Raw genomic sequence first — 23134 nt, 5'->3', positions numbered from 1 at the left:
ATCACATGAGTGATGCTTTTTTTATTTTTAAGGTGCGTTCTGAAGCTCTCTCAAGATCCCGCATTCATCTACTGTTCGATTGGTAGAGCAGTGCTGTTTTAAATCAGTCAAAGATTCTTTTAAAAGTAATAATCGTTCGATTTTTTCTGATACTTCTTTTAAGTATTTATCGACTAAATTATCAATTTCTGTGCAGGCCTGTTTAGGCTGAGTTTTCATTTCTTTTAACGTTTTAATATCACTCAGTGAAATATTTAATTCACGGCAATGCTTAATAAATAAAAGGTCTGCAAGTGTTTGTTCGGTGTAAACACGATAATTATTTTCTGAGCGCTGAATACGGTCCAGCACACCTACTTTTTCGTAATAACGGATCGTATCAATTGGAATATCCGCTTTTTTTGATAATTGACCAATAGAAAAACTCATAAGACTTGACTCTGGAGCTACTCGAGGGTTTTTAATCACTATAAAAGAGTTTTTGAGGAAATAAAATGGCTGGATGTGGTTGTGCTTCAACATGTTCTCCTTCAAAGAAAGTGAGTCCACGTTTTAGAAAAGCGTTATGGATTGCACTTGTGATCAATGCCTTAATGTTTGTGGTGGAAATATTGGGAGGTTATAAGGCCCAATCTGTTTCACTTTGGGCAGATGCATTGGACTTCGCCGGAGATGCAGCAAACTATGCACTATCTTTAGTCGTTCTTTCGATGAGTTTATATTGGCGTGCGACAGCGGCATTAGTTAAAGGAATAACGATGGCGGCTTTCGGTGTTTTTGTCATTGCGAAAGTGGTCTGGTCGTATTTTTATGGTGTTTCACCCGAACCAATGGTGATGGGGGCAATTGGTGTAATGGCTCTAATTGCTAACGTTTCTGTCGCGCTTATGCTTTATGCATTTCGTGATGGGGATGCAAATATGCGTTCTGTTTGGTTGTGCAGTAGAAATGACTCAATTGCTAATATTGCTGTAATTTTAGCTGCGGTTGGGGTATTTGGAACAGGCAGTGTATTTCCCGATTTATTTGTTGCCTTTGTCATTGCATACTTGGGTGTATCTTCTGGTTATGCTGTTATAAAACAGTCACAACAAGAAAGAAAACAGGCAAGAGTTATAGTTGCCAGTGAAGCGTAATACTCAAGAGTAATAAAAAAGGATCTTTTATATGATCCTTTTTTATTTTAAGCCGTTAAAACAAGAGGGTTATAGCGATACTCCACATAACGCAACCAATAATGAAATCTAAAATTTTCCAAGCTTTGGGATTGGTAAATAGTGGCTTTAATAATCTTGCACCATAGCCCAGACTAAAAAAGAAAACCCAAGAGGCAAGAATGCTCCCCAAAGCAAAACTCACTTTGTCTTCAAGCTGAGTTGCAACTGAACCAATTAGAACAATAGTGTCTAAATAAACATGAGGATTAAGCCAAGTAAAGGCAAGACAGGTCACTAATGCTTGAGTTAATGTTTGTTTTTGACTGCTATCAAGGTCCATACTTTGGGTAGTCTTAAATGCAGCATAAAATGCTTTGGCACCGTAAACTAATAAAAACGTTGCCCCTAAATATTTAGCTACGGTAATTAAGATAGGTGATGCCGTCATGATTTCGGCAAAGCCTAATACACCACAGGCAATTAAAATTGAGTCGGATAGAGCACAGATTAAGCACAACCAAAATACATATTGCTGTTTAAGTCCTTGTTTTAGGACAAAAGCATTTTGAGCTCCAATTGCTACGATAAGCCCGCTACCAATACCGAAACCTTTAAAAAATATACTAAGAGAGAACATAACAATAAGGTGGAAAAAATCAGATGTGGGAATTATCTGACTTTTTATTAAAAAATAAGTAAAATTAAGAATATTTAGGTTTGGCTAAAAAAAATTTAGGTTTGATATGTTAGATAGCAAACAATGTGAAGCCTTTCTGGCGGTAGCAGAATTGGGAAGTTTTGATGCGGCAGGAGAGCATTTATATATTACGCCTTCTGCAGTTTCGTTACGCGTACAGGCTTTAGAAAAGTATTTAGGACAAATACTCATTATACGGGGGCGCCCGAGTGTGCTCACTCAAGCAGGGCAAACTTTATTGCAGCATTTACGTCATACGAGATTAATGGAGCAAAATTTATTACAAGGTTTGATGGGGAAATCATCCGAATCTGAATTTTATAAAATTGCTCTAGCTTCAAATGCAGATTCATTAGCAACTTGGCTTTTACCAAATATTCAGCAAACGCTTTTTAAAGAAAAAATCGTGTTAGAACTAAAAATTGATGATCAATCTCACACGCATACTTTATTAGAGACAGGACAAGTCAATGCCTGTATTTCGGCAGAAGAGCAGGTCATGTCAGGTTGTTTAGCTCAACCACTAGGAAAAATGCGTTATAAAATGTTGGCTTCTGCTGAATTCGTAAATAAATGGTTTAGCGCTGGAGTGAATAGAGACGCATTAAGAAAAACACCAGCAGTTATTTTTAATCAAAAAGACTTAATGCATTCAGAGGTTCTATTAAAAGGATACGGTTTACCGATGCAAAGTTATCCTTATAGTTTTATTCCAGCAACAGATGCTTTCGTCAAAGCAATTCAATTAGGTTTAGGCTATGGCATGGTGCCTGAACTTCAAGTTCAACCATTACTCGAAAATGGAACACTTGTTGATATTATGCCTGACGCCCAACTTGATGTTCCTTTATATTGGCACCATTGGAAAAGACAGTCGCAGCAACTTGATGTATTAACCGAGACGATTGTTCAGTCAGCAAAACATATCTTGAGATAAATTTAAGTCCGTGAGCGGGCATAAAAATTTGAAACATGCTGAATATAAAACTCTATATCTTGTGTTGAGTAACCTAAAAGTTGTCCGATTCTACGATCAAGCTCTAAACGATCTTCCAGTTGAGTCTCCTTTAGTGATTTTTCAATACATAACACAAGTTCATTTAAATCTGCTAAAGGTGCATTTTTATAGATCAGCATAATTGAAAATGGTGAAGGTAAAGAGGTTTCAATATCTTTACTCAGCATAGATAAAGTACCTTGCTCGAGATGCTCTAAAAACTCGGTAGGTAATAGATCATAAAACAAAGCGATAGGTTTCTCGCCTGAAAGTAATAATTCTAGTTCACACTCTTCATGCGGCCCAAGTTTTCCAAGCTGTACAGTCATGTAAATACTCTTATTTTTATCTTTAATATTATTATGCAAAATTCATGCACAGTGATGATGAAGGCTATTTATTATTCATCACTGTGCTTAATCAAAAGATTAAGATTGTGTTAACTCAAGCGCACGTTGATAAGCAACTTTTTTCTTAACTCCTGTTAAATCAGCAGCCAGTTGAGATGCCGCTTTAACAGATAAATCTTGAAGTAAGCGCTTTAAAAGCTCATCTAATTTCTCTTGTTCCAGATCTGTCTTTTCTGGTGCACCGCCAACTACTAGAACAATTTCGCCTTTTTCTTGATTGTGATCATTTTCAATAAAACTGACCAAATCTTTTAAAGTCATTTTTTTGATGGTTTCAAAGGTTTTGGTAATTTCACGTGCGAAACCTACAGGACGATTTTCACCAAATACCTCAGCCATATTTTTTACACACTCTAAAATACGATGTGGTGCTTCATAAAAAATTAAGGTCTGAGTCTCATTTTTGATTTTTTCTAATTGAGAAATACGTTGAGAAGCTTTTGATGGCAAAAAACCTTCAAAACTAAAACGATCACTCGGTAGGCCTACTGCACTTAAAGCGGCAATCGCAGCACATGCGCCAGGCACGGGAACAACCCTAATACCATGTTCTTGAGCAGCTCGAACTAACTTAAAACCAGGGTCACTAATAAGCGGTGTACCCGCATCACTAATTAAAGCAATATCATCGCCTGCAAGTAATTTTTGAACTAACTGCTCAATTTTATTACTTTCATTGTGATCATGACATGCAGTAAGTTGAGTCGATATATTATAGTGCTTAAATAATTGTGCAGATTGACGAGTATCTTCGGCGGCTACAATAGAAACTGATTTTAAAATATCAATTGCACGGAAAGTCATATCATCTAAGTGCCCGATTGGGGTGGCTACAACGAATAACTGAGCACTCATTTGGTTTTACTCCGTACAGATAAACAATTTAAATGGGGTAGTTTACCCGAAATTATGATTTGGGCGTGAACAATGTCTGCCAACCTTTGCTTTTCCAAAATGATCTGATTTTCATTTGTTCAATTTAGATCAGAAAGTACGGGTGGATTTAGCGAAATAACTTATTTATAAAAACATCTAGAGATGCTTTTCATTGGGGAAGATAAAAATGCTATTAGCGCAGCAGTTGGGTAAATGGGCGGAGCAAACGGCTTTAAACCTGTTGCAAAAGCAAAACTATGTATGGGTAACCAGTAATTATCATTCACGCCGTGGTGAAGTGGATTTGATTGTTAAAAGAGGACAAGAACTGGTTTTTGTTGAGGTAAAGGCGCGTACTATAGGAAATTATGGACAGGCTTGCGAAATGGTGACAAGAACAAAGCAGAAGAAAATTATTAAAACCGCGATGCGTTTTTTACAGCGCTACCCATCTTATCAGGATTTTTATTGTCGTTTTGATGTGATTTGTTTTGATTTTCCACAGAAAATTGCAAAAACAGTACAGCAAGACTTTTCAAATTTCCATTATGATCTGCAATGGATCGAAAATGCATTTACTTTGGATTAAGAGTTCATTACTCTTTTGAGCAAATTAAAACCGATGTTTTATGATCAAGCCAAGAAGAGATTGATAGGAGTCTGGTGGAGTGTTGAAACGTATTGCTGTAACAGCGCTTTGTGTCGCAAGTTTGTCAGGTTGCGCAAGTTTTATTTCTGGTGGAACAGGTACAGCTCCAGTCGGAACAGATAGTGGTGTACGTAGCTTAGGTCAGGTATTCATTGATTCTTCAATTAAACGTACAGCGAATATTAACCTCTATAAGCTTGATCAGCGTTTTAAACAATCACGTATTAATATCGAAAGTTTCCATAGTACTGTTTTATTAACAGGACAAGTGCCAGACCCATACTTGAAACAATTGGCAGAAGATAATCTTAAAGCCATGAGTGATGTAAAAGCTGTACATAACTATATTACCGTGGGTAATAAGGTCAGCTATAACACGATCATGCAAGATGCTGGTGTAACTGCAAATACACGTGCTCTATTAATGAAAGCGCCCGTTGTATCGGACAGTAAAGTACTTGTCCATACCGAAGATGGTGTTTTATATGTAATGGGCCGTTTAAATACAGCTGAAATTAATGATTTAAATAATGTGCTTCAAAATGTTGGCAACGTGACCAAAATTGTGACACTCATTGATAACATTGATTTAGCACCTGCGCCAGCGGCGAGTACTGCTAGTGCAACGACTACACCAATTATTAATAACGTCATTGCTCAACCAACAGTTCAAACTCCTGTTGCAATTGATCCTGACCAAACAGATCCAGCTTCGAATGCACAGTAATATATGAATCTGATTGAACAACTACAAAGTAAAATTGAACAGGCGCGAACTCTTTATAAAGAGTTCCGCCTTTATGATTTGGGGAGTTTTGCTTTAAACCGTTTTACGCCAAAAGATGGTTTTGAACAGGTCGCAAATGTACGTTATGGTCTAAAGCCGCGTCACCGTTTGGATATTTACCGATCTGTTAAAAAACTAGCACATCAGCCTCTTATTGTTTTTGTACATGGTGGTGCTTGGCAACATGGTAATAAGCGGGATTATCTTTTTATTGGTGAGACGTTTGCTAAAGAAGGTTATGACGTTGCAGTTATCAACTATCAATTAGCTCCTAAAAATATTTTTCCGAGTTTTGTTGATGACCTGACTCAGGCATTGAATTATTTACATCAAAACCAAGACAAACTCGAAATTTCTACAGAAAATGTTGTGCTTATGGGGCATTCGGCGGGGGCATTTAATGTAATGTCTGCTGTTTATCACCCAAAACCAAACCCTATTCAGTGTTTAGGAAATATTAAGGCGATTTTCGGTTTAGCTGGACCTTATCATTTTGATTATAAGGGTGATCCACTAGCTGAGGATGCTTTTGATCAAAGTATTTCTTATCAAGAAGTGATGCCATACTATTTCGTCAATCAAAATAGTATTAAACATTACTTGCTCATGGCTGAAAATGATCAGCTTGTCGGCAAAGAGAATACATTGGATTTGGATCGGGCTTTAAGACAGAGTGGAAATCACAGTCATATCGCTGTGATTCCCAAAACTGGACATATTACAATTTTGGCCAGTCTTTCTAGCTTTATTAGCCACTATTTCAGAACGAAAAGAACGATCTTACATTTTCTCGAAGAAGTGTTTTAAACGAGAGTCTCGTTTAAAACACGGCAGATTACCCAGCTTGGGTAATCTGCATAATCATTGAATGAGCAATACTTCCTTTAAACGGAATCTCAGGTAATTGATCAATTTTGAAGAATTGGGCATCTGCAATTTCTTCTTCTTGAAGCTTAATTTCACCCGACTCATATTCTGCCCGAAATGCCACCATAAGGTTACTCGGGAATGGCCAAGGCTGACTTGACATATATTGAATATTTTTGAGTTTTAAACCTACTTCTTCAAAGGCTTCACGTTGTACTGCCTCTTCAAGTGTTTCGCCTACCTCAACAAAACCTGCAATCAAACCATACATATTGGTTTTGTTATGAACTGACTTAGCCAGCAAGATTTCATCATCACCACGAGTAATGACGGTAATAATGCAAGGGTTTACACGAGGATATTGGTGGTAGCGACAAGAAGGGCATACCATTGCATATTCGGTTGGATGAACTTCTGTTGGATGTCCACAGTGGCTACAAAACTTATGGTTACGTCGCCATTCAAGTAATTGAACAGCACGGCTCGCTTGCAAAAACTGTTCTTTCGACCAGCTGGTAATAAGCTGGCGAATTGGGACAAGTTGTAAGCCTTCGGGGATAGGTTCCTCAGCAAGCAAGTCACGTGCAATGACCTGCTCATCATGAGTGAAAAGTAAATCACTTGCTAACTTTTCGACTTTGGGTAGTTGGAGATTCTGGTCAACCAGTAATTGTTGATGATGGAAAATATAAGCAAGTGATAATTCAGACATTAAGCTGCCTTTTTTTGAAGTTGTTGACTACTCGACAATGCTACATTAAACATGGATTGTAGAACAGGTTGTTTATTTTTTAAATTGTCAACTAACATGTCAATGCCTGCCAATACGTTAAAAATACAGTGAATTTGGTCTGTATTAAAAGGCTGGCTTTGTTCAAGTTGCTCTTGAACAAATTGGGCAGTTTGGAGTAAAGCATGTTGTTGAGTCGTGCTTCCTAAAAATTCGGCTGCACCTGCTAACTCTTTTAATGAACCTGCAATCGCTTCAATATTTTGTGTCTGATCATTGGCATACAACGTAAGACTTTGGCAGATAAAATCAATTAAATTTTTTGTCTCAGTAAGCAAAGCTTGGTGAGCTTCATCAAGACGATCTAAAGAAATAGCCGTATTATTCACGCTAAGTTGTAGACGATTTGACGTGTAATTGCGTACCAAAATACCAATTGAGTTCATAGCAGATAAAATGCTGTTCATCAGCTGCTGAGCATAGTTTTCATCACTTAAAATGTTAAGTTGACTTAAACTGCTGGCTTGTTGAGAAAGAGCAGAGGCGGCTTCATCAAGGTTTAGTAGTCTAAAGGTATGAGCCAGTTGTAAAAGGCTCGCTTGTAGTTGCTGTGCTTTTTCAGGCGACATATTTTGGTAGTTGTATTCAATATCGTTTCGCACCTTATTCATTTCATCCAAGATTAATTGGCTGACTGTGTGCATCGTATCAAAGTCAGGACCAAAAAGATGGCGACTTAAAACGAGTAATTGAGTATCAGTCGGTGTTTCATCACCAATATGAAGTTGGTTACGAATATGGTGAGCAATTTCATCTTCTTGAGCGATGACAATACTTAAAATATCTGCGAATGCCGCTAAATTAGGTTCAAAACTTTCGGGCGCTGCTAAAAATAGAGCAATATGACTTTCAATATTAATCAGTACACGTAGGCGTGAATCATTTAAAAGGAGGTCATCAATATGGTTAAAAGCGTAATTGACGAGCTGCCAATATTTTTGGCTTGGCTGAGTGTTCGCCATGCTGACCAAATAGGTTGCAATAAGTTTAAAGGCTTGAAAATTCTGAGCTGAGGCTGTCTTTTTTAAAAATTGGTGTAAAGATAGTTTGTATAGTTGATGGATGAACTGAGTTTTTTCACTAATTAATATTTCAGGCAAGGGTAGTTCAAGCGAAGTATTTGCAAGTAAAGGAACAATAGCTTGTCCCGATGTAGTTAGAGGCTTATTTAAAGCCAATTCTAAATTATTTAAAGTCGTAAGAAGAAATTGTGGAACTTGTATTTCACGCAAACAGATAAATTCAATATAGCGCTTTACCATGGTCGTGCCTTCGCTTAGGGCAACGACATCATCCGTATTAATTTGGGCTGGATTCGCAATAATTTTTTGCATCAACTCAGTCGAATATTGAGTGATTTTTGCAAGATAAGGAACATCAATTAAGCGTAGAACTTGAGTGCATTGCTTAAACTGTTCTAATGCATCATCAATACCAAAAGGGAGGGTTTGTTCTTCAATTAAGGTACTTACTGCACCTTCAACCAGTTTTATTGAACGATCAATTTCATGTTTAATGATGAGTAAAGCTGTTGGATCGAAATGAATCGACGTATGCTCAGACATAAACGTTCCCCTTTGCAAAAAAATCAATTGTTATATTCATAGTGCTCAATAATTTGAGCTAAAAATCTATGCGACTAATATAACTTAACTTACAAAGGGGAAAAGCTAAAAACACTAAAGAATCAAAAATTTATTTTGCAAAAAGGCAAGGTTCTCCGTGTTTTTCCTCATATTCTTTGACCCAAGTCTCATGTGTATTTAACTCTTCATCTGAAGGGTAAATTACAGGAAGATCAATTTGAACTCTGCTTCTATTGGTTGTTTGCTGGCTATTTTCACTCTGAGATAAGGCATCAATATCAAAAGAAACCTGACCACCAGTCATTGCCAAGTAAACATCAGCAAGAATTTCAGCATCGAGTAATGCGCCGTGGAAAGTACGGTCACGTGCTGGAATTTCATAACGTCTTACAAGCGCATCAAGGGAGTTTTTTTGTCCCGGATGTTTGTTTTTCGCTAAAGCTAAAGTATCTGTTACCTCACATACTTCAGAAAGTGCAGGAAGTCCTACGCGCTTAAACTCCATATCAAGGAAGTTCATATCGAAGGTCGCGTTATGGGCAATAATCTCTGCACCTTTAAGATAGTCAAATAAGGTGTCAGCAATATCCGCATAGAGCGGTTTATCTTTTAAGAAATCATCACTGATACCGTGGATGTTTTCTGAGTCTCCCACTGGTTTTTGTGGGTTAATATAAATATGAATCGAGCTACCCGTAAGCTTACGGTTAATCATCTCAATCGCGCCCACCTCAATAATGCGGTCGCCATCTTGGAAATAAAAACCAGTAGTTTCCGTATCGAGAATCAGTTGTCGAGGACCTTGTAATTTTAATTTGGCTTCGGTCACAACGATTTGAGGATGAATGTTATTGGTTGGCTGCTTACTTTCTTGTTCGACAGTTTCAACTTCAATAATTTCTTCTTCCACAATAATCATCTCAACTTCTTCAGATGCTTCAAGATGAATATTTTCCTCTTCTGTTGCGTCAGCCAGATCAAACCCGAAAGGGTCATCTAACAACCAGTCCTGTTCAGGCTTTTTTATATCTTGCGATACAGTGGCAGACTGTGGTTGCTTGAGTTCTTTCGCAGTTTTGTCTGCACCTAAATTAGCAAGCTGGTCTGCCATTTCATTGCCAGGGTGTCCTGCGTGGCCTTTAATCCAGTTCCACTCAATATTTCTACCTGCACAGACAGCATCTAATTTCTGCCAAAGGTCAGGATTTTTTACATCTTTCCAGTTTTTCTTTTTCCAGCCATGAATCCACTCAGTAATACCTTGCTTCACATAATTTGAATCTGTCCAGATAATCAAATGTGCATCGGCTGGGCAAAATGAAACACCTTCAATGGCAGCAGTAAGTTCCATACGGTTATTGGTCGTATCAGGTTCACCGCCAAATAATTTATGTTCACCCTGCTCAGTAATGACATATGCGCCCCAACCACCTAAACCCGGATTGCCACGACATGCACCATCAACATACAGTGTGATTGTTTGAGACATAAATCGAAACCTAAACTAAAAGAAAAAGAACTGAATATGGTGTATTGTATACGCAAAAAGTTCGGTTCCATCGTATCAAAGCAAGGTTTTTTTAATTTCTTGTAACATTTCCATGCAAATGACATTAAATTATTGCCTTGTCTATCTTGCATGCTTTACTACAATGGCATCGAAGACCTAGGGTTTGTGGGCAGACCCCAAAAAAATATTACGCGAGTTGTTTGGAAGTTTTTATGTATAAACCAACCACATTTGTGTGGCAGCCATCTGCAGCATCATTGTTTAAAATTACCGTACTTAGCTCTGCGTTAGCTGCGTTGGGTATTACAACAGGCTGTTCATCGACTCCGCAATCTGCAAAAACCTCAAAATCGAAACAGGTCAGTGGTGCAGGTTATTTAGATGCAAGTAGTCTTGATTCATTGGAAGACTTACTTTCAGCAACTGATATGCGTGCTGTAGAGGGTGACCGTCTGCTTATTTTAAAGCATGGTGATGTCTGGAAACGTATGTCTGTTGGTTTCAAAATGGATTTGAACCATTGGGATTCACGTATTGAAGCTCAGCGTAGTTGGTTTATTTCTCGTCAGCCTTATCTTGATCGTTTAAGTGCCCGCGCAAGTCGTTATTTGTACCATACAGTTAAAGAAGCTGAACGCCGTGGTTTGCCGACAGAACTTGCACTCTTACCTGTAATTGAAAGTTCATATGACCCAGCTGCAACAAGTAGTGCTGCAGCAGCAGGTTTATGGCAGTTTATTCCGAGTACTGGCCGTATTTATGGCTTAAAGCAAACAGGCATGTATGATGGCCGTCGAGATGTTGTTGAGTCGACTCGTGCTGCCTATGAGTTTTTAGGAAGCTTATATAACCAATTCGGTTCTTGGGAGCTTGCTTTAGCAGCCTATAACGCTGGACCGGGACGTATTCAACAAGCAATTAACCGAAATCAGGCAGCAGGTTTACCAACTGATTATTGGTCTTTAAAATTACCTCAAGAAACCATGAACTATGTTCCGCGTTTCTTGGCTGTTGCCCAAATTATTAAAAATCCAAAAGCTTACGGTATTTCTTTACCACCAATTGCAAATAGACCCCATTTCCGTGAAGTGACTTTATCTGCACCTTTATCTTTAAATGAAATTGCTTCTGTAGCTGGATTAAGTCGTTCGGAACTCTATGCATTAAACCCAGGATATCGTGGTGAAATGGTAGACCCTGCAAGTCCAATGCGTATCTTGATTCCGGCCGATTTAAGTCCTTCAATTGATAATAAATTAAAAGGTATGAAGTCTGGCGGTGGTTCAGGTTGGTGGGCAAATGTGACTTCACCCTCTAAGCCAGATGTAAGTGCTTCAACATCTGTGACAATTAAAACCACGCCTGCAAATCAGGTTCAACCAGTTAAACCGTCAACACCTACTAGAACAACCAGTAGCTCTACCACGGTAAAAACTTCAACTCCTCGTGGGTCTGATGCTTTAGCCGCGTTTGCCGCTTCGGCTGATGTACCAAGTGCTCCACGTATTCCTGTTGCTGTGACACCTGCGGCAAATATTAAGCAAGTGAAGACAGAGCCACCAATCTCGGCTGCAGAACGTGAAAAGATTTTAGCGGCAGTTCGAGCTGAAGGTGAGAAAGAAACAGTTCAACAAGCTTTAGAGCCACAACCAACGCAGGCTGAAAAAGATCAAGTAGTTGCTGAGTTGAAAGCTATTGCACCACAAGGAACAGAAATTGTTGATCCTTATGATGGCAAAATTAAGTTAACTGCGATTCAAACAAGCCAATCAGTTGCAGAGCAACAAGGTAAAGAAGTAAGTAAAGGTTTTGCATATCCAAAAACTTTAGCTGAAGACGTGACTGTAGCTAACTCTGAAGATGGGCAGCGCAATAAAGACAAGCCTTACATTAAAACTGATACAGATGTAGTGGTTGTGCAGCCTAAAGGCAAACGTAGTACCTATACAGTTTTACCAGGTGATACTTTAGCCGTTATTGCGATGAAAAATGGCGTAAACTGGCGCGATGTTGCTAAGTGGAACCAGATTGATCCAGAAAAGACGTTATATGTTGGTTCAACGCTTTATCTTTATGACGCTAAGCCACAAGAAGCTCAAACGACTTCAAAAAGCACAGCTAAACCAGATGTATATGTCGTTCAGGCTAACGATAGCTTAAGCGGTGTGGCAAACCAGTTTAATTTGTCAGTAAGGCAGTTGGCTGAATATAACGATTTATCAGTGACTGATGGCTTATTTGTTGGGCAAAAACTACAGTTAAAAGAACCAAAAAATAGTCGCTCAAGTGCTAAAGCAGAACCGAAAGCTGTTCAGGCAAGTGCAAAACGTATAGCAACTAAGAGCTATACTGTGAAGCGTGGTGAATACCTTAAATTGATTGCAGATCGTTATGCGCTCTCTAATCAGGAACTTGCTGAATTAACTCCGGGATTAACTGCGGGCAGTAACTTAATGGTAGGCCAAAAAATTAATGTGCCTACACAAGATATTTCTGTAGATGAAGTTGCTGAAACTAAGGCTTCTAGTAAATCTGAGAAAGCATCAGCAAGTGTTTCTTATAAAACAGAAGGCTATAAAGTACAACGTGGTGATACTTTATCGAGTATTGCAACTAAATCAAAAATTAGCCTGGCTGAGTTAGCCGAGTTAAATAACTTAAAAGCAAATAGCCATGTACAGCTTGGTCAAACTTTAAAAGTACCGGCAGGCTTAAGTGTTCCAGAACAATACATTGTACAGTCTGGCGATAGTTTAAATGCGATTGCGAGTAAATATAATTTGCAAACAAGCTATTTGGCTGACCTAAACGGTTTGTCTCGTACCGCTGGTTTGCGTGCTGGTCAACGCTTAAAACTAACAGGAACTGTTGAAGAGGCGCCAACTAAATCTTCTAAAAACGCCAAAGAAGAAACACCAGAAACTTATACAGTTAAATCTGGTGATAGCTTAGGTAATATCGCTAATCGCTACCACTTACAGTTGGACTATATTGCTTCATTAAATGGTCTTTCACGCAACAGTAGCGTTCGTGTGGGGCAGCGTTTAAAGCTAACGGGTGATGTGCCTACAGTTGAAACAGCTAAAGTAGATACTAAGTCTTCAACTAAAACAGTTGCTGCTGGTAAAAACACTGAAAGATATACGGTTAAATCTGGTGAGTCTTTAAATAGTATTGCGAGCCGTGCGGGTATTTCAGTGCGTGAACTGGCTGAAATGAATGCATTAAAAGCAAATGCTAACTTACAGCGCGGCCAAAACATTGTGATTCCAAAAACTGTTGTGGAATACAAAGTGAAGCGTGGTGATACATTAATTGGCCTCGCTAGCAAATATGGTTTAGAAACCAATTTCTTGGCTGAGCTGAATAATTTGACACCTTCTACTCAGCTTCGCATTGGTGATGTGATTAAAGTGCCTAATTTGTAAAATAATTAGCCACTTATGCATAAATTAAATTTTCAACTGAGCCTGCTAGTCGGGCTCAGTGTCATTTCCCATAGTGTTTTTTCTGCACAACAAACCAATTCATATATAGCGATTCATTCTAAGCCTAAATATTTAGAAATGATGGCTATGCCATATGCAAACCCTAATGCACCTAAAGGTGGCCTATTAAGTCAGGCAGCTCAAGGAACTTTTGATAACCTCAATAGTATGAATGGGAAAGGGAATGCTACAGAAGGCGTTAATTATCTTTTTGATACCTTAATGACTCAATCACTTGATGAGGTTGGAGTTTTATATCCGCTTTTGGCTCAGAAAGTGAGTTATGACCCAGAAAAAACGCAATCAGTGACTTTCTATTTAAACCCTAAAGCGCGTTTTAGTAATGGACAGCCGGTCACTGCGGCGGATGTTAAATTTAGTTTTGATGCCTATCAGACTAAATCTAATTTAGGTTTGCAAATGTACCTTGCTGATTTAGCAAAAACAGAAATAATAAACGCCCATCAAGTAAAGTTTAGTTTTAAGTCTATACATAACCCTAAAATGCCATTCATTTTGGCAACCTTACCCATTTATTCAAAAGTAGATTGGCAAAAAAGAGATTTTAGCCGAATTACCTTACAACCGATTGTTGGTTCGGGACCTTACGTGGTTGAACGAATTGATCCGGGCAGAAGCATCAGTTATAAACGAAACCCGAATTATTGGGCAAAAGATTTGCCTATTAACAAAGGGCGTTATAACTTTGACCGCTTGAGATATGTTTATTATCGAAATTGGGATATTGCTTTTGAAGGATTTAAATCTGGGCAATACACTTTGCATGAAGAAACTAATCCTAAAAAATGGGTAACTGATTACCGGTTTCCAGCCGTAAAAGCAGGGTTGGTTACTCAATATAAGTTTCGTCACCATAATCCTATTGCCACTGAAAGCTATGTTTTTAATACACGACGAAAACCTTTAAATGATATTCGTTTTAGACAAGCTTTAACCTATGCTTATGACTTTGAATGGCAGAATAAAGCTTTGTTTTATGGACAATATCAGCGCCTACAAAGTTATTTTGAAAATAGTGAATTAGCAGCAACAGGTCGACCTTCAAAAACTGAATTAGAGTTGTTAAAACCGTTATTGCTTAAGTTATCTCCACTTATGCAACAAGGTGTTTTAGCAAACTGGAAATACCCAGTGTCAGATGCGAGTGGATTTAACCGTCAGAATTTATTAACTGCGCGCCAATTGCTTATACAAGCTGGCTATAAAATTAAAGAAGGGCAGCTATTTACACTTGAGGAAAAGAAAGTTCAGCTTGAGTTTTTAATTCAGCAAGATGGTAAACAACGAACACTTCTACCTTTTATTCGTAACTTAAAAAAATTAGGCATTGCTGTTAATTTACGTCAGGTTGATGCTCCGCAATATTTAGAACGAACTCGCCGTTACGATTTTGATATGACCACAATGAATTTGCCGCAATCTCTCAATCCGGGAAATGAACAAACTCAGTTCTGGGGGAGTGTAGCTGCAGCTCAGGATGGAAATTACAATTATGCGGGAATTCGTAATCCAGTAATTGATCAAGTGATTGCAAAACTCGTTGCGAGTAAAAGCCGTGAACAACAGCTTATTTATACTCGCATTCTCGATCGATTGCTTAGAGCTGGTTATTATCAAATCCCGACCTATGGTAAAGGTGAAAACTGGTATGCTTATTGGAATATGTATCAACAACCTAAAGTTAAACCAGCACTTTCTTCTGGGATAGAATATTGGTGGAGTGATGCAAACAAAGCCAAAAAAGTTGCCAAATATTTACATCAACAATAAAAAGCACCTGCCATAAAGGAAATCCTGTTATATGGGTTCATATATTCTCAAGCGACTTCTTTTAATGATTCCAACATTGTTTGTCATTCTATTGATTAACTTTGTGGTTGTGCAAATTGCACCGGGTGGGCCAGTTGAGCAAGCAATACATCAGGCACAAAGCGATTTGGGAATTGGTCGTGCATTGAGTGCAGAAACTTATTATCAAGGTGCGCAGGGGTTAAGCCCTGAAATGGTTGAGCAAATTAAGGCTCAGTACGGCTTTGATCGTTCTGCTCCTGAACGTTTTTTTCTAATGTTAAAGGGCTATTTAACTTTAGATTTTGGACAAAGTTTCTTTAAAGATAAATCTGTCGTGCAATTGTTATGGGAAAAAATGCCTGTTTCCATTTCACTTGGGCTGGTGAGTACTTTTCTCATTTATCTCATTTCTATTCCTCTGGGAATTAAAAAGGCAAAGCAGCAGGGCTCTTGGTTTGATCGGTCCACTTCTTTAGTGCTTGTGGTGGGGTATGCTGTACCAAGTTTTGTATTTGCCATTTTGTTAGTTGTTTTTTTTGCAGGTGGGTCTTATTTTCAATGGTTTCCACTACAAAACTTAGTCTCAGATAACTTTCATCAACTCAGTCTCTGGGGCAAAGTTAGCGATTATTTATGGCATATGACTCTGCCACTCATTACGATGGTATTAGGCGGTTTTGCCAGTTTAACCTATTTAACTAAATACTCATTTTTAGAAGAACTCAATAAGCCCTACGTTTTGGCAGCCTATGCAAAAGGGTTGGACAGCCAACAGGTCTTATATAAGCATGTCTTTCGTAATGCCATTTTAGTTGTGCTCGCAGGATTGCCAGAAGCGTTAGCAGGTATTTTCTTTGTAGGTAACCTGTTCGTAGAAATTATCTTTCATCTAGATGGGGTGGGTTTGTTGGGCTTTGAAGCCATTGTTCAGCGTGATTATCCTGTTATTTTTGGTGTTTTATTTTTCTTTACTTTATTTAGCCTAATTTTACGTCTCATTTGTGATGTGTTGTACCAATGGATTGATTCACGAATTCACTTTGATGCGCAAGGAGGCAAATAATGTCTTTAATTGTGCGAACACGATTACAGCGTTTTAGACAGCATAAATTGGGCTGGGCCAGCTTTATTTTATTTAGTCTAATTTTGTTTTTGTCATTAGCCGCGGAGTTGATTGCTAACGATAAACCGCTGTTAGTGAAGTATGAAGATTCTTACTATTTACCCGTGTTAAAAACTTATCCTGAGACTGCGTTTGGTGGGATGTTTGAAACAGAAGCTGACTATAAAGACCCTGCCGTACAAGCGCTTATTGAAGCTAAAGGATGGGCAGTTTGGCCCCTCATTCAATTTTCATATCAAACTCCCAATTTAGATTTGGCAGTTCCTGTGCCATCACCACCTTCCAAGCAAAACTGGTTGGGAACAGATGATCAAGGAAGGGATGTTCTTGCGCGTATTCTTTATGGCTTAAGAGTATCGTTACTTTTTGGCTTGGCCTTAACATTTTGTTCTGCTTTATTTGGAATTACGGTAGGCGCTATTCAAGGTTACTATGGTGGCTGGGTCGATTTATTGGGGCAACGTTTAGTTGAAGTCTGGAATGGCTTACCCATGCTTTTTATGGTCATGATTTTAGTCAGTATGTTTGTTCCAAATGTATATTGGCTATTTTTCATTATGTTGTTTTTCGGCTGGACTGTTTTGGTAGGCATCGTTAGAGCAGAATTTTTGAAAGCTCGCCAGCTTGATTACGTCCGTGCAGCCCAAGTTTTGGGAGTGACTGATCACGCGATTATTTTTAGGCATATTTTGCCAAATGCGATCAGTTCGAGTTTGTCTCAGTTACCTTTTATTTTAACGACCAATATTAGCGCTTTAACCGCTCTTGATTTTTTAGGATATGGACTACCACCCGATGCGGCCTCTTTAGGTGAATTATTACTACAAGGTAAAAATAATTTAGATGCGCCATGGCTAGCAATTTCAGGCTTTTTTAGTCTGGCTATTGTTCTTTCACTTTTAATTTTTATTGGGGAGGCGGCCCGTGAAGCGTTTGACCCAAGAAAATAACTTAAATCCCACTTTAGCATTATTAAAAGTAGAGCAACTTTCGGTTCAGACCAAAGACCGAAAAGTTTTATTAAAAGATCTAAGTTTTTACTTAAGTGAAGGTGAAACACTCGCTATTGTGGGCGAAAGTGGTTCAGGTAAATCGATGAGCTGCTTAGCAATAATGGGGTTGCTACAAGAAAAATTAGAAGTAACAGGTCGGGTCTGGTTTGGCTCACAAAACATGCTTGAGCTAGATGAAAGAGCTCAATCAAATTTACGTGGTCGCCAAATCGCTATGATTTTTCAAGAGCCTGCTACTGCGTTAAATCCGCTCCATCGGGTTGAAAAAATTATAGGTGAAAATCTTCTTTTATCTGGTTTTTCAAAACAAGAAGTTCAACAGCAAATAGTTGAATTACTAAAAGATGTTGGAATTGTCGAACCAGAACAAATTTTAAAAGGTTATCCGCATGAGCTTTCTGGTGGGCAAAGACAACGTGTCATGATCGCGATGACATTGGCACTTCAGCCTAAAATTTTGATTGCTGATGAACCTACCACTGCGTTGGATGTGGTTTTACAGATACAGATTTTAGAGCTATTAAAATCTTTGCAAAGCAAATATGGGATGGCACTTATTTTAATTAGCCATGACCTCAATTTAGTACATCGCTATGCTGAGAAACTTATTGTATTGCAAAGTGGGCGTGTCGTAGAGCAAGGTGAACTGAGCCAAATCTTTGTAAATCCTAAAACTAGTTATACAGCACAGTTGTTAGATCATGACTTTGGAAGTGTAGAGTCTAGACCTGCTCAACAGAATGTTTTATCAGTTCGACAGCTCAGCGTGCGGTTTCCTATAAGAAAAGGAATTTTAAATCGCATTCAAGGGTATTTCACCGCAATAGAAGATTTGAGTTTTGATCTTGCTCAAGGTGAATCGCTTGGGGTGGTTGGTGAAAGTGGTGCTGGTAAGTCATCTTTAGCCCTCGCTTTAGTTCAGCTTATTCAGAGCAAAGGACAGATTGTTTTTTTAGGTCAAGATTTAAATCAGTTACAGCCAAAAGCCTTGCGTTTGATGAGATCGGATTTTCAACTTGTCTTCCAAGATCCATTTGGAAGTTTAAACCCGCGTATGACAGTAGGGCAGATTATTGCTGAAGGATTGAAAGTGAAAGCAGTAGCTGATAACGAGATCAAACAGGAAATTGAATCTGTATTGGTAAAAGTTGAATTGGCTGAAGATTTTCAACACCGTTATCCTCATGAACTTTCAGGTGGACAGCGTCAACGTGTCGCCTTAGCCAGAGCTTTGGTAGTTCGACCTAAACTTTTAATTCTGGATGAACCTACCTCTGCCTTGGATCGGACCACGCAAAAAGCCATGATCAAGTTGTTGAGACAATTACAGCAAACTGAGCAGTTAAGTTATATTTTCATTAGTCATGATCTCAATATAGTAAAAGCACTTTGCCACAAAGTGGTGGTATTACGTCATGCAAAAGTTGTTGAATATCAGGAAACTGAACTCTTATTTTCTAAACCTAACAGTGAATATACGAAACAGTTAATTAAAGCATCCTTTTAAAGATATTTTTTAATTGATTGTTTTATATAAATAAGTTTTGGTTAAACTTCTAATGCAAAAAGTTGCATATTTTTATATTCTTTAAAATTGACATGTGCTATTGTCAGTTATCGATTATGACTTGACATGCCCAATAACTCATTTAAATTAGAGTAATTGCTCTAAAATTCAAAGAACAGAGGTTAACCATGAACCAGTTTGCTCAACCCATCACAATTCGCAATACCACCTTTAAAAACCGAATTATTAAAGGTGCAATGAGTGAAGCACTAGCAAATTATGAAGGCCAACCAAATGACTTACATTTGGGTTTATATGGTGCATGGGCAAAAGGTGAGCTTGGCTGTGCGATTACTGGTAATGTCATGGTAAATGCGGGCGCAAAAAATGAACCGGGTGTTGTTGTTATTGAAACTGAACGTGATCTAGAGCGCTTAAAAGAATGGGCGGAATTAGGTAAAAAATATGGCATGGTGCAGTTAATTCAATTGTCACACCCAGGTCGTCAGTGTCCAAAAGGCTTAAATAAAGAAACTGTAGCGCCATCAGCGGTACCTTTTAGTCCAGCTTTAGCAACCATGTTTGGAACGCCACGTGAATTAACTCATGATGAAATTCTAGATATTATTAAACGTTTTGCGACTGCAGCTCAAATCTGTGAAAAGGCAGGTTTTGAAGGAGTGCAATTACATGGTGCACATGGTTATTTAATTAGTCAGTTTTTATCGCCATTAACCAATAAGCGCACAGATCAATGGGGCGGTTCAGTTGAAAATCGTACTCGTTTTTTACTAGAAGTTTATAAAGCGGTACGTGAGGCGACTTCAGATAATTTTATCATTTCAGTGAAGCTTAACTCGGCTGACTTCCAGCGTGGCGGTATTAGCGAAGAAGATGTAATTTCAGTATTTAAAGCAGTGGATGAAGCTGGTATCGATTTAATTGAAATTTCAGGCGGTACTTACGAGGCACCAGCAATGGCTGGGGCTAAGGCGGATAAACGTAAAGCAAGCACGATTGCTCGTGAAGCATACTTTTTAGATTTTGCTGAAAAAATCCGTCAGCATGTTAAGTGTAAGCTTATGGTGACAGGCGGTTTCCGTACCGTAGAGGGCATGAACGCTGCGCTTGAAAGTGGTGCATGTGACTTTATTGGTATTGCTCGTCCATTTGCAGTAGAAACTGATTTAACTGAGCGTTTAATTGCAGGGCAAGATGTTCGCTATGCAGTAAAACCAATTAAAACAGGCTTACCATTTGTTGATAAGATGGCAATTATGGAAATTATTTGGTATGCAGCTCAATTTAAAACGATTGGCAAAGGTAAAAAGCCAAATCCAAAACTTTCACCACTGGTAGTGTTTTTAAATTACGCCAAAGGCAATATTAAAGCGGTGATTCAAGGGCAAGTGAATTCACGTAAGTCTGCATAAATCTGATGCGCCATTTCAAAAACTGAAATGGCGCATTTTTTTAGAATGTATAGCTCATACCTAATTGAACAGTACGTGATTCACCTGGATACGCATATAGATTGAAAGCACTTTCATCATAAACTTTGTCAAAAAGATTTTTCAGATCTAAGTTAATACGAAGTTTTGGTGTTGCCTGATAATAAGAAACCAAATCTGTAACAGCATAACCTTTCATTGTATAAGTGCTATTGGCTGTTTGACCTGCACGCTTATCAATATATTTTTGATTAATGCCTAGACCTAAGCCTTGTAAACGGCCATCTTGAAATTCATAGATATTTAACAGATTAAAACTATTCTTTGGAATATTGGCTAAAGTGGTTCCTTTTTTCAAAGTATTATCTTTGCTGACTTCTGCATCTGTATAGGCATATCCACCAATAATTTTCCAAGCTGGAGTGATTTGTCCTGCAACATTTAGCTCAATACCTTGGCTACGAACTTCACCAGCAGCAACTTTATAGGCTGAATCTACAGGATCGAGAGTTAAGACATTTTCTTTTTTTGCATAAAAAATCGCAGAGTCAACCGATAGCATATTGTCGAGTGCTTGCCATTTAAAGCCTAACTCGTAAGCCATGCCTTCCTCTGGGTCAAATCCCTCTCCATTACGGCTAGCACCAGTATTAGGTTTAAAAGATTTTGCAGCATTGCTATAGATTGAAAGGTCATCACGGGCTTTAAAAACTAAACCTAAACGCGGAATAAATGCGTCATGACTGGTATTCCAGTTTGCAGTATTCGGTAATAGGTTTTTGTAATCATGTTCGTAGTGCTCAAAACGTAAACCCAGTAGTGCACTTAAACGCTCATTTAAATCGATTTGGTCTTGTGCAAAAACGGCAGTTGTTTTTAAATTTTCGCGGTCATGGGTCGTAATATTTTTAAGCTCAGGAAGAGGTTGGCCTAAAACTGGATCATAAATATTGATCGGGTAGTTATTTGACTTAGGATCTGAACGAATAATATATGACTTATAATCATAGTTTTCGTATTCAAGCCCAGTCACTAAAGTATGAGCTAGACCTAAAAGTTGGAAATTACCTGTTAGATGAATTTGGGCATCGGTATCTTGCCATTTTAATTCGCGATAGTTGTAATTTCGGTTTAAAGTTTCGCCGTCATCTTGAATGCCATTTGCCTCTACCGCATAGCCATGCAGTTTGCCATTTAAATATTGCACGCCAGCATTCAGTTTCCAGTCATTACCAAGGTCGTGTTCGACTCGTAATTGAGTCATATTGTTATCATTGTAGAGTCGGTTGTTGTATTTACCTGTTTCCCATAAATAGGTTTCGGGTGAACTATTAAAAGACTTCTGACCTGCATAGCGTGTTTGACCACGATCAAGTGGATGCTGATTTCTTAAAATATCGGCTTCAAAGGTAACTTTTGTTGCGTCAGAAGCTTGCCATTGAATGACTGGTGCAATTCCATAACGTTTAGACTCGACATGATCGCGATAACTATCACCGCCTTCAGCAATCACATTTAGACGATAACCGATATTTTCTGCATTCTGGATAGTACCTGTTGTGTCTACCGTGGTGCGATATAAACCTTCACTACTGAGCTGAGCACCTAAAGTGGTTTGTTGTTCAGACTTTGGTGTTTTAGAAATTAAGTTAAACGTACCACCTGGGTCACCACGACCATATAAGCTAGAAGAGGGTCCACGTAAAACGTCTACACGTTCAATAGTGTTGCTATCTGGAGCGTTTGGATAACCACGGTTAATCGGGAATCCATTACGGTAAAACTCACCGCTAGTGAAACCACGGAGATTAAAGCCTGTTAAGCCTTGGCCACCAAAGTTATTAGCGCGAGTCACACCACCAGCTAAATCAAGCGCTTCGATTAAACGTGTCGCGCCAATATCTTCAATTACTTTTTGAGTCACTACACTGACAGATTGTGGTGTATCTTTTAATGCGACTTCACTACGTGTTGCGCTACTTGAACTATCGACTTTATAAGCTTGGTCGGCAGCTTGTTGGGCTTTAATCTTAATGGTAGCGAGCGTTGTTGAGGAATTATGGGTTTCTGCGAAAGTACTTGAAATACAGCATAGTTGAGCGATGCTCAGGGAGAGGAGGCGAAGCTTAAGATCCATTTAAAACCTTGTTGATAATAAATATCAGTATAAAAATAAGAATTATTATATTGTAAATCTATGTAAAGGAAATACTGGATCAGTGATATATATGTACAAGTGTATTTTATTGGGAAATACAGAAAATTAGAAATATAAAAAATTTAAAAATAAAATAGAAAGGAATTTTATAAGAAGAGAATATGGCGTCCCTACGGGGATTCGAACCCCGGTTACCGCCGTGAAAGGGCGATGTCCTAGGCCTCTAGACGATAGGGACGTTGAGGATGGCGGTATC

Annotated in this window: 19 protein-coding genes and 1 tRNA gene; 11 read left to right on the top strand and 9 right to left on the bottom strand. The window is 38.5% G+C overall.

From position 1 onward, the window contains the following. Positions 1 to 27 precede the first annotated feature (27 nt). Complete coding sequence (locus tag WBW42_RS07420) at positions 28 to 429, bottom strand: MerR family transcriptional regulator (protein WP_032056819.1); 402 nt, start codon at positions 427 to 429, stop codon at positions 28 to 30. 65 nt (positions 430 to 494) lie between these two features. Here WBW42_RS07420 and WBW42_RS07415 point away from each other — a divergent pair, with 65 nt between their 5' ends. Beyond that, complete coding sequence (locus WBW42_RS07415; RefSeq protein WP_005075543.1) at positions 495 to 1136, top strand: cation efflux transmembrane domain-containing protein; 642 nt, start codon at positions 495 to 497, stop codon at positions 1134 to 1136. A 55-nt stretch (positions 1137 to 1191) separates the two neighbouring features. On the opposite strand, the gene WBW42_RS07410 is transcribed toward WBW42_RS07415, so the two are convergent. Further along, entirely contained in the window at positions 1192 to 1794 is a 603-nt protein-coding gene (locus tag WBW42_RS07410) for a LysE/ArgO family amino acid transporter (RefSeq protein ID WP_002117603.1), read from the bottom strand. A 106-nt stretch (positions 1795 to 1900) separates the two neighbouring features. Between WBW42_RS07410 and WBW42_RS07405 the strand changes: the two genes are divergently transcribed. Then, a complete protein-coding gene (locus WBW42_RS07405; RefSeq protein WP_032056818.1) occupies positions 1901 to 2791 on the top strand; it encodes a LysR family transcriptional regulator ArgP in 891 nt (296 codons plus the stop codon). Positions 2792 to 2793: 2 nt separating this feature from the next. On the opposite strand, the gene WBW42_RS07400 is transcribed toward WBW42_RS07405, so the two are convergent. Beyond that, on the bottom strand, positions 2794 to 3180 hold the full coding sequence (locus WBW42_RS07400; protein ID WP_032056817.1) for a hypothetical protein: 387 nt from the start codon (positions 3178 to 3180) through the stop codon (positions 2794 to 2796). 99 nt (positions 3181 to 3279) lie between these two features. After that, a complete protein-coding gene (rsmI, locus tag WBW42_RS07395; RefSeq protein ID WP_032056816.1) occupies positions 3280 to 4116 on the bottom strand; it encodes a 16S rRNA (cytidine(1402)-2'-O)-methyltransferase in 837 nt (278 codons plus the stop codon). A 208-nt stretch (positions 4117 to 4324) separates the two neighbouring features. Here rsmI and WBW42_RS07390 point away from each other — a divergent pair, with 208 nt between their 5' ends. The 3 genes from WBW42_RS07390 (at position 4325) to WBW42_RS07380 (ending at position 6380) form a co-directional block, all read left to right on the top strand. After that, positions 4325 to 4726 carry a YraN family protein gene (locus tag WBW42_RS07390; RefSeq protein ID WP_005070523.1) on the top strand — a complete coding sequence of 134 codons (402 nt, stop codon included), beginning with the start codon at positions 4325 to 4327 and terminating at the stop codon, positions 4724 to 4726. A gap of 79 nt (positions 4727 to 4805) precedes the next feature. After that, positions 4806 to 5513: a BON domain-containing protein gene (locus WBW42_RS07385; protein ID WP_032056814.1), complete on the top strand. Its 708-nt coding sequence runs from the start codon at positions 4806 to 4808 to the stop codon at positions 5511 to 5513. A 3-nt stretch (positions 5514 to 5516) separates the two neighbouring features. Beyond that, entirely contained in the window at positions 5517 to 6380 is an 864-nt protein-coding gene (locus tag WBW42_RS07380) for an alpha/beta hydrolase (protein WP_002117650.1), read from the top strand. Between the two features lie 28 nt (positions 6381 to 6408). Here WBW42_RS07380 and nudC read toward each other — a convergent pair whose 3' ends face one another. From nudC to dnaQ, 3 genes are all read right to left on the bottom strand, one after another. Further along, positions 6409 to 7152 carry an NAD(+) diphosphatase gene (gene nudC / locus WBW42_RS07375; protein WP_005070517.1) on the bottom strand — a complete coding sequence of 248 codons (744 nt, stop codon included), beginning with the start codon at positions 7150 to 7152 and terminating at the stop codon, positions 6409 to 6411. Next, positions 7152 to 8795, bottom strand: coding sequence for a hypothetical protein (locus WBW42_RS07370; RefSeq protein WP_032056813.1), 1644 nt, complete (start codon positions 8793 to 8795; stop codon positions 7152 to 7154). The genes nudC and WBW42_RS07370 overlap by 1 nt, the downstream gene beginning before the upstream one ends. A gap of 130 nt (positions 8796 to 8925) precedes the next feature. Then, on the bottom strand, positions 8926 to 10305 hold the full coding sequence (gene dnaQ, locus WBW42_RS07365; protein ID WP_032056812.1) for a DNA polymerase III subunit epsilon: 1380 nt from the start codon (positions 10303 to 10305) through the stop codon (positions 8926 to 8928). Positions 10306 to 10538: 233 nt separating this feature from the next. On the opposite strand from dnaQ, the gene WBW42_RS07360 reads away from it, so the two are divergent. The 6 genes from WBW42_RS07360 to WBW42_RS07335 all read left to right on the top strand — a co-directional run bounded on the left by WBW42_RS07360 (position 10539) and on the right by WBW42_RS07335 (position 20702). Continuing rightward, positions 10539 to 13754: a LysM peptidoglycan-binding domain-containing protein gene (locus WBW42_RS07360; protein WP_032056811.1), complete on the top strand. Its 3216-nt coding sequence runs from the start codon at positions 10539 to 10541 to the stop codon at positions 13752 to 13754. Between the two features lie 15 nt (positions 13755 to 13769). After that, positions 13770 to 15605: an extracellular solute-binding protein gene (locus WBW42_RS07355; protein ID WP_017403143.1), complete on the top strand. Its 1836-nt coding sequence runs from the start codon at positions 13770 to 13772 to the stop codon at positions 15603 to 15605. A gap of 31 nt (positions 15606 to 15636) precedes the next feature. Further along, positions 15637 to 16689 (top strand): microcin C ABC transporter permease YejB, encoded by a 1053-nt coding sequence (locus tag WBW42_RS07350; RefSeq protein ID WP_032056809.1) that lies wholly within the window; start codon positions 15637 to 15639, stop codon positions 16687 to 16689. Then, positions 16689 to 17699 (top strand): ABC transporter permease, encoded by a 1011-nt coding sequence (locus tag WBW42_RS07345; protein WP_032056808.1) that lies wholly within the window; start codon positions 16689 to 16691, stop codon positions 17697 to 17699. Before WBW42_RS07350 ends, WBW42_RS07345 begins: the two co-directional genes overlap by 1 nt. After that, the gene (locus WBW42_RS07340; RefSeq protein ID WP_032056807.1) at positions 17674 to 19269 is read left to right on the top strand and encodes an ABC transporter ATP-binding protein; all 1596 of its coding nucleotides are present in this window, start codon (positions 17674 to 17676) and stop codon (positions 19267 to 19269) included. The genes WBW42_RS07345 and WBW42_RS07340 overlap by 26 nt, the downstream gene beginning before the upstream one ends. A 188-nt stretch (positions 19270 to 19457) precedes the next feature. Beyond that, a complete protein-coding gene (locus tag WBW42_RS07335) occupies positions 19458 to 20702 on the top strand; it encodes an NADH:flavin oxidoreductase/NADH oxidase family protein (RefSeq protein WP_032056806.1) in 1245 nt (414 codons plus the stop codon). Positions 20703 to 20742: 40 nt separating this feature from the next. Here the strand turns inward: WBW42_RS07335 and WBW42_RS07330 are convergent, their stop codons facing one another. Next, complete coding sequence (locus WBW42_RS07330; protein ID WP_032070507.1) at positions 20743 to 22857, bottom strand: TonB-dependent siderophore receptor; 2115 nt, start codon at positions 22855 to 22857, stop codon at positions 20743 to 20745. Between the two features lie 183 nt (positions 22858 to 23040). Next, positions 23041 to 23116: transfer RNA gene (locus WBW42_RS07325), tRNA-Glu, on the bottom strand. Positions 23117 to 23134: the final 18 nt, after the last annotated feature.

The sequence above is a fragment of the Acinetobacter sp. LT1 genome (assembly GCF_059800965.1).
This window is presented reverse-complemented; position numbering and strand designations above follow the sequence as displayed.

What these genes read in the sequence shown, in the direction of transcription:
- WBW42_RS07420 (WP_032056819.1), bottom strand. Translation starts at nt 429, where the DNA reads ATGAGTTTTTCTATTGGTCAATTATCAAAAAAAGCGGATATTCCAATT.
- WBW42_RS07415 (WP_005075543.1), top strand. Translation starts at nt 495, where the DNA reads ATGGCTGGATGTGGTTGTGCTTCAACATGTTCTCCTTCAAAGAAAGTG.
- WBW42_RS07410 (WP_002117603.1), bottom strand. Translation starts at nt 1,794, where the DNA reads ATGTTCTCTCTTAGTATATTTTTTAAAGGTTTCGGTATTGGTAGCGGG.
- WBW42_RS07405 (WP_032056818.1), top strand. Translation starts at nt 1,901, where the DNA reads ATGTTAGATAGCAAACAATGTGAAGCCTTTCTGGCGGTAGCAGAATTG.
- WBW42_RS07400 (WP_032056817.1), bottom strand. Translation starts at nt 3,180, where the DNA reads ATGACTGTACAGCTTGGAAAACTTGGGCCGCATGAAGAGTGTGAACTA.
- rsmI (WP_032056816.1), bottom strand. Translation starts at nt 4,116, where the DNA reads ATGAGTGCTCAGTTATTCGTTGTAGCCACCCCAATCGGGCACTTAGAT.
- WBW42_RS07390 (WP_005070523.1), top strand. Translation starts at nt 4,325, where the DNA reads ATGCTATTAGCGCAGCAGTTGGGTAAATGGGCGGAGCAAACGGCTTTA.
- WBW42_RS07380 (WP_002117650.1), top strand. Translation starts at nt 5,517, where the DNA reads ATGAATCTGATTGAACAACTACAAAGTAAAATTGAACAGGCGCGAACT.
- nudC (WP_005070517.1), bottom strand. Translation starts at nt 7,152, where the DNA reads ATGTCTGAATTATCACTTGCTTATATTTTCCATCATCAACAATTACTG.
- WBW42_RS07370 (WP_032056813.1), bottom strand. Translation starts at nt 8,795, where the DNA reads ATGTCTGAGCATACGTCGATTCATTTCGATCCAACAGCTTTACTCATC.
- dnaQ (WP_032056812.1), bottom strand. Translation starts at nt 10,305, where the DNA reads ATGTCTCAAACAATCACACTGTATGTTGATGGTGCATGTCGTGGCAAT.
- WBW42_RS07360 (WP_032056811.1), top strand. Translation starts at nt 10,539, where the DNA reads ATGTATAAACCAACCACATTTGTGTGGCAGCCATCTGCAGCATCATTG.
- WBW42_RS07355 (WP_017403143.1), top strand. Translation starts at nt 13,770, where the DNA reads ATGCATAAATTAAATTTTCAACTGAGCCTGCTAGTCGGGCTCAGTGTC.
- WBW42_RS07350 (WP_032056809.1), top strand. Translation starts at nt 15,637, where the DNA reads ATGGGTTCATATATTCTCAAGCGACTTCTTTTAATGATTCCAACATTG.
- WBW42_RS07345 (WP_032056808.1), top strand. Translation starts at nt 16,689, where the DNA reads ATGTCTTTAATTGTGCGAACACGATTACAGCGTTTTAGACAGCATAAA.
- WBW42_RS07335 (WP_032056806.1), top strand. Translation starts at nt 19,458, where the DNA reads ATGAACCAGTTTGCTCAACCCATCACAATTCGCAATACCACCTTTAAA.
- WBW42_RS07330 (WP_032070507.1), bottom strand. Translation starts at nt 22,857, where the DNA reads ATGGATCTTAAGCTTCGCCTCCTCTCCCTGAGCATCGCTCAACTATGC.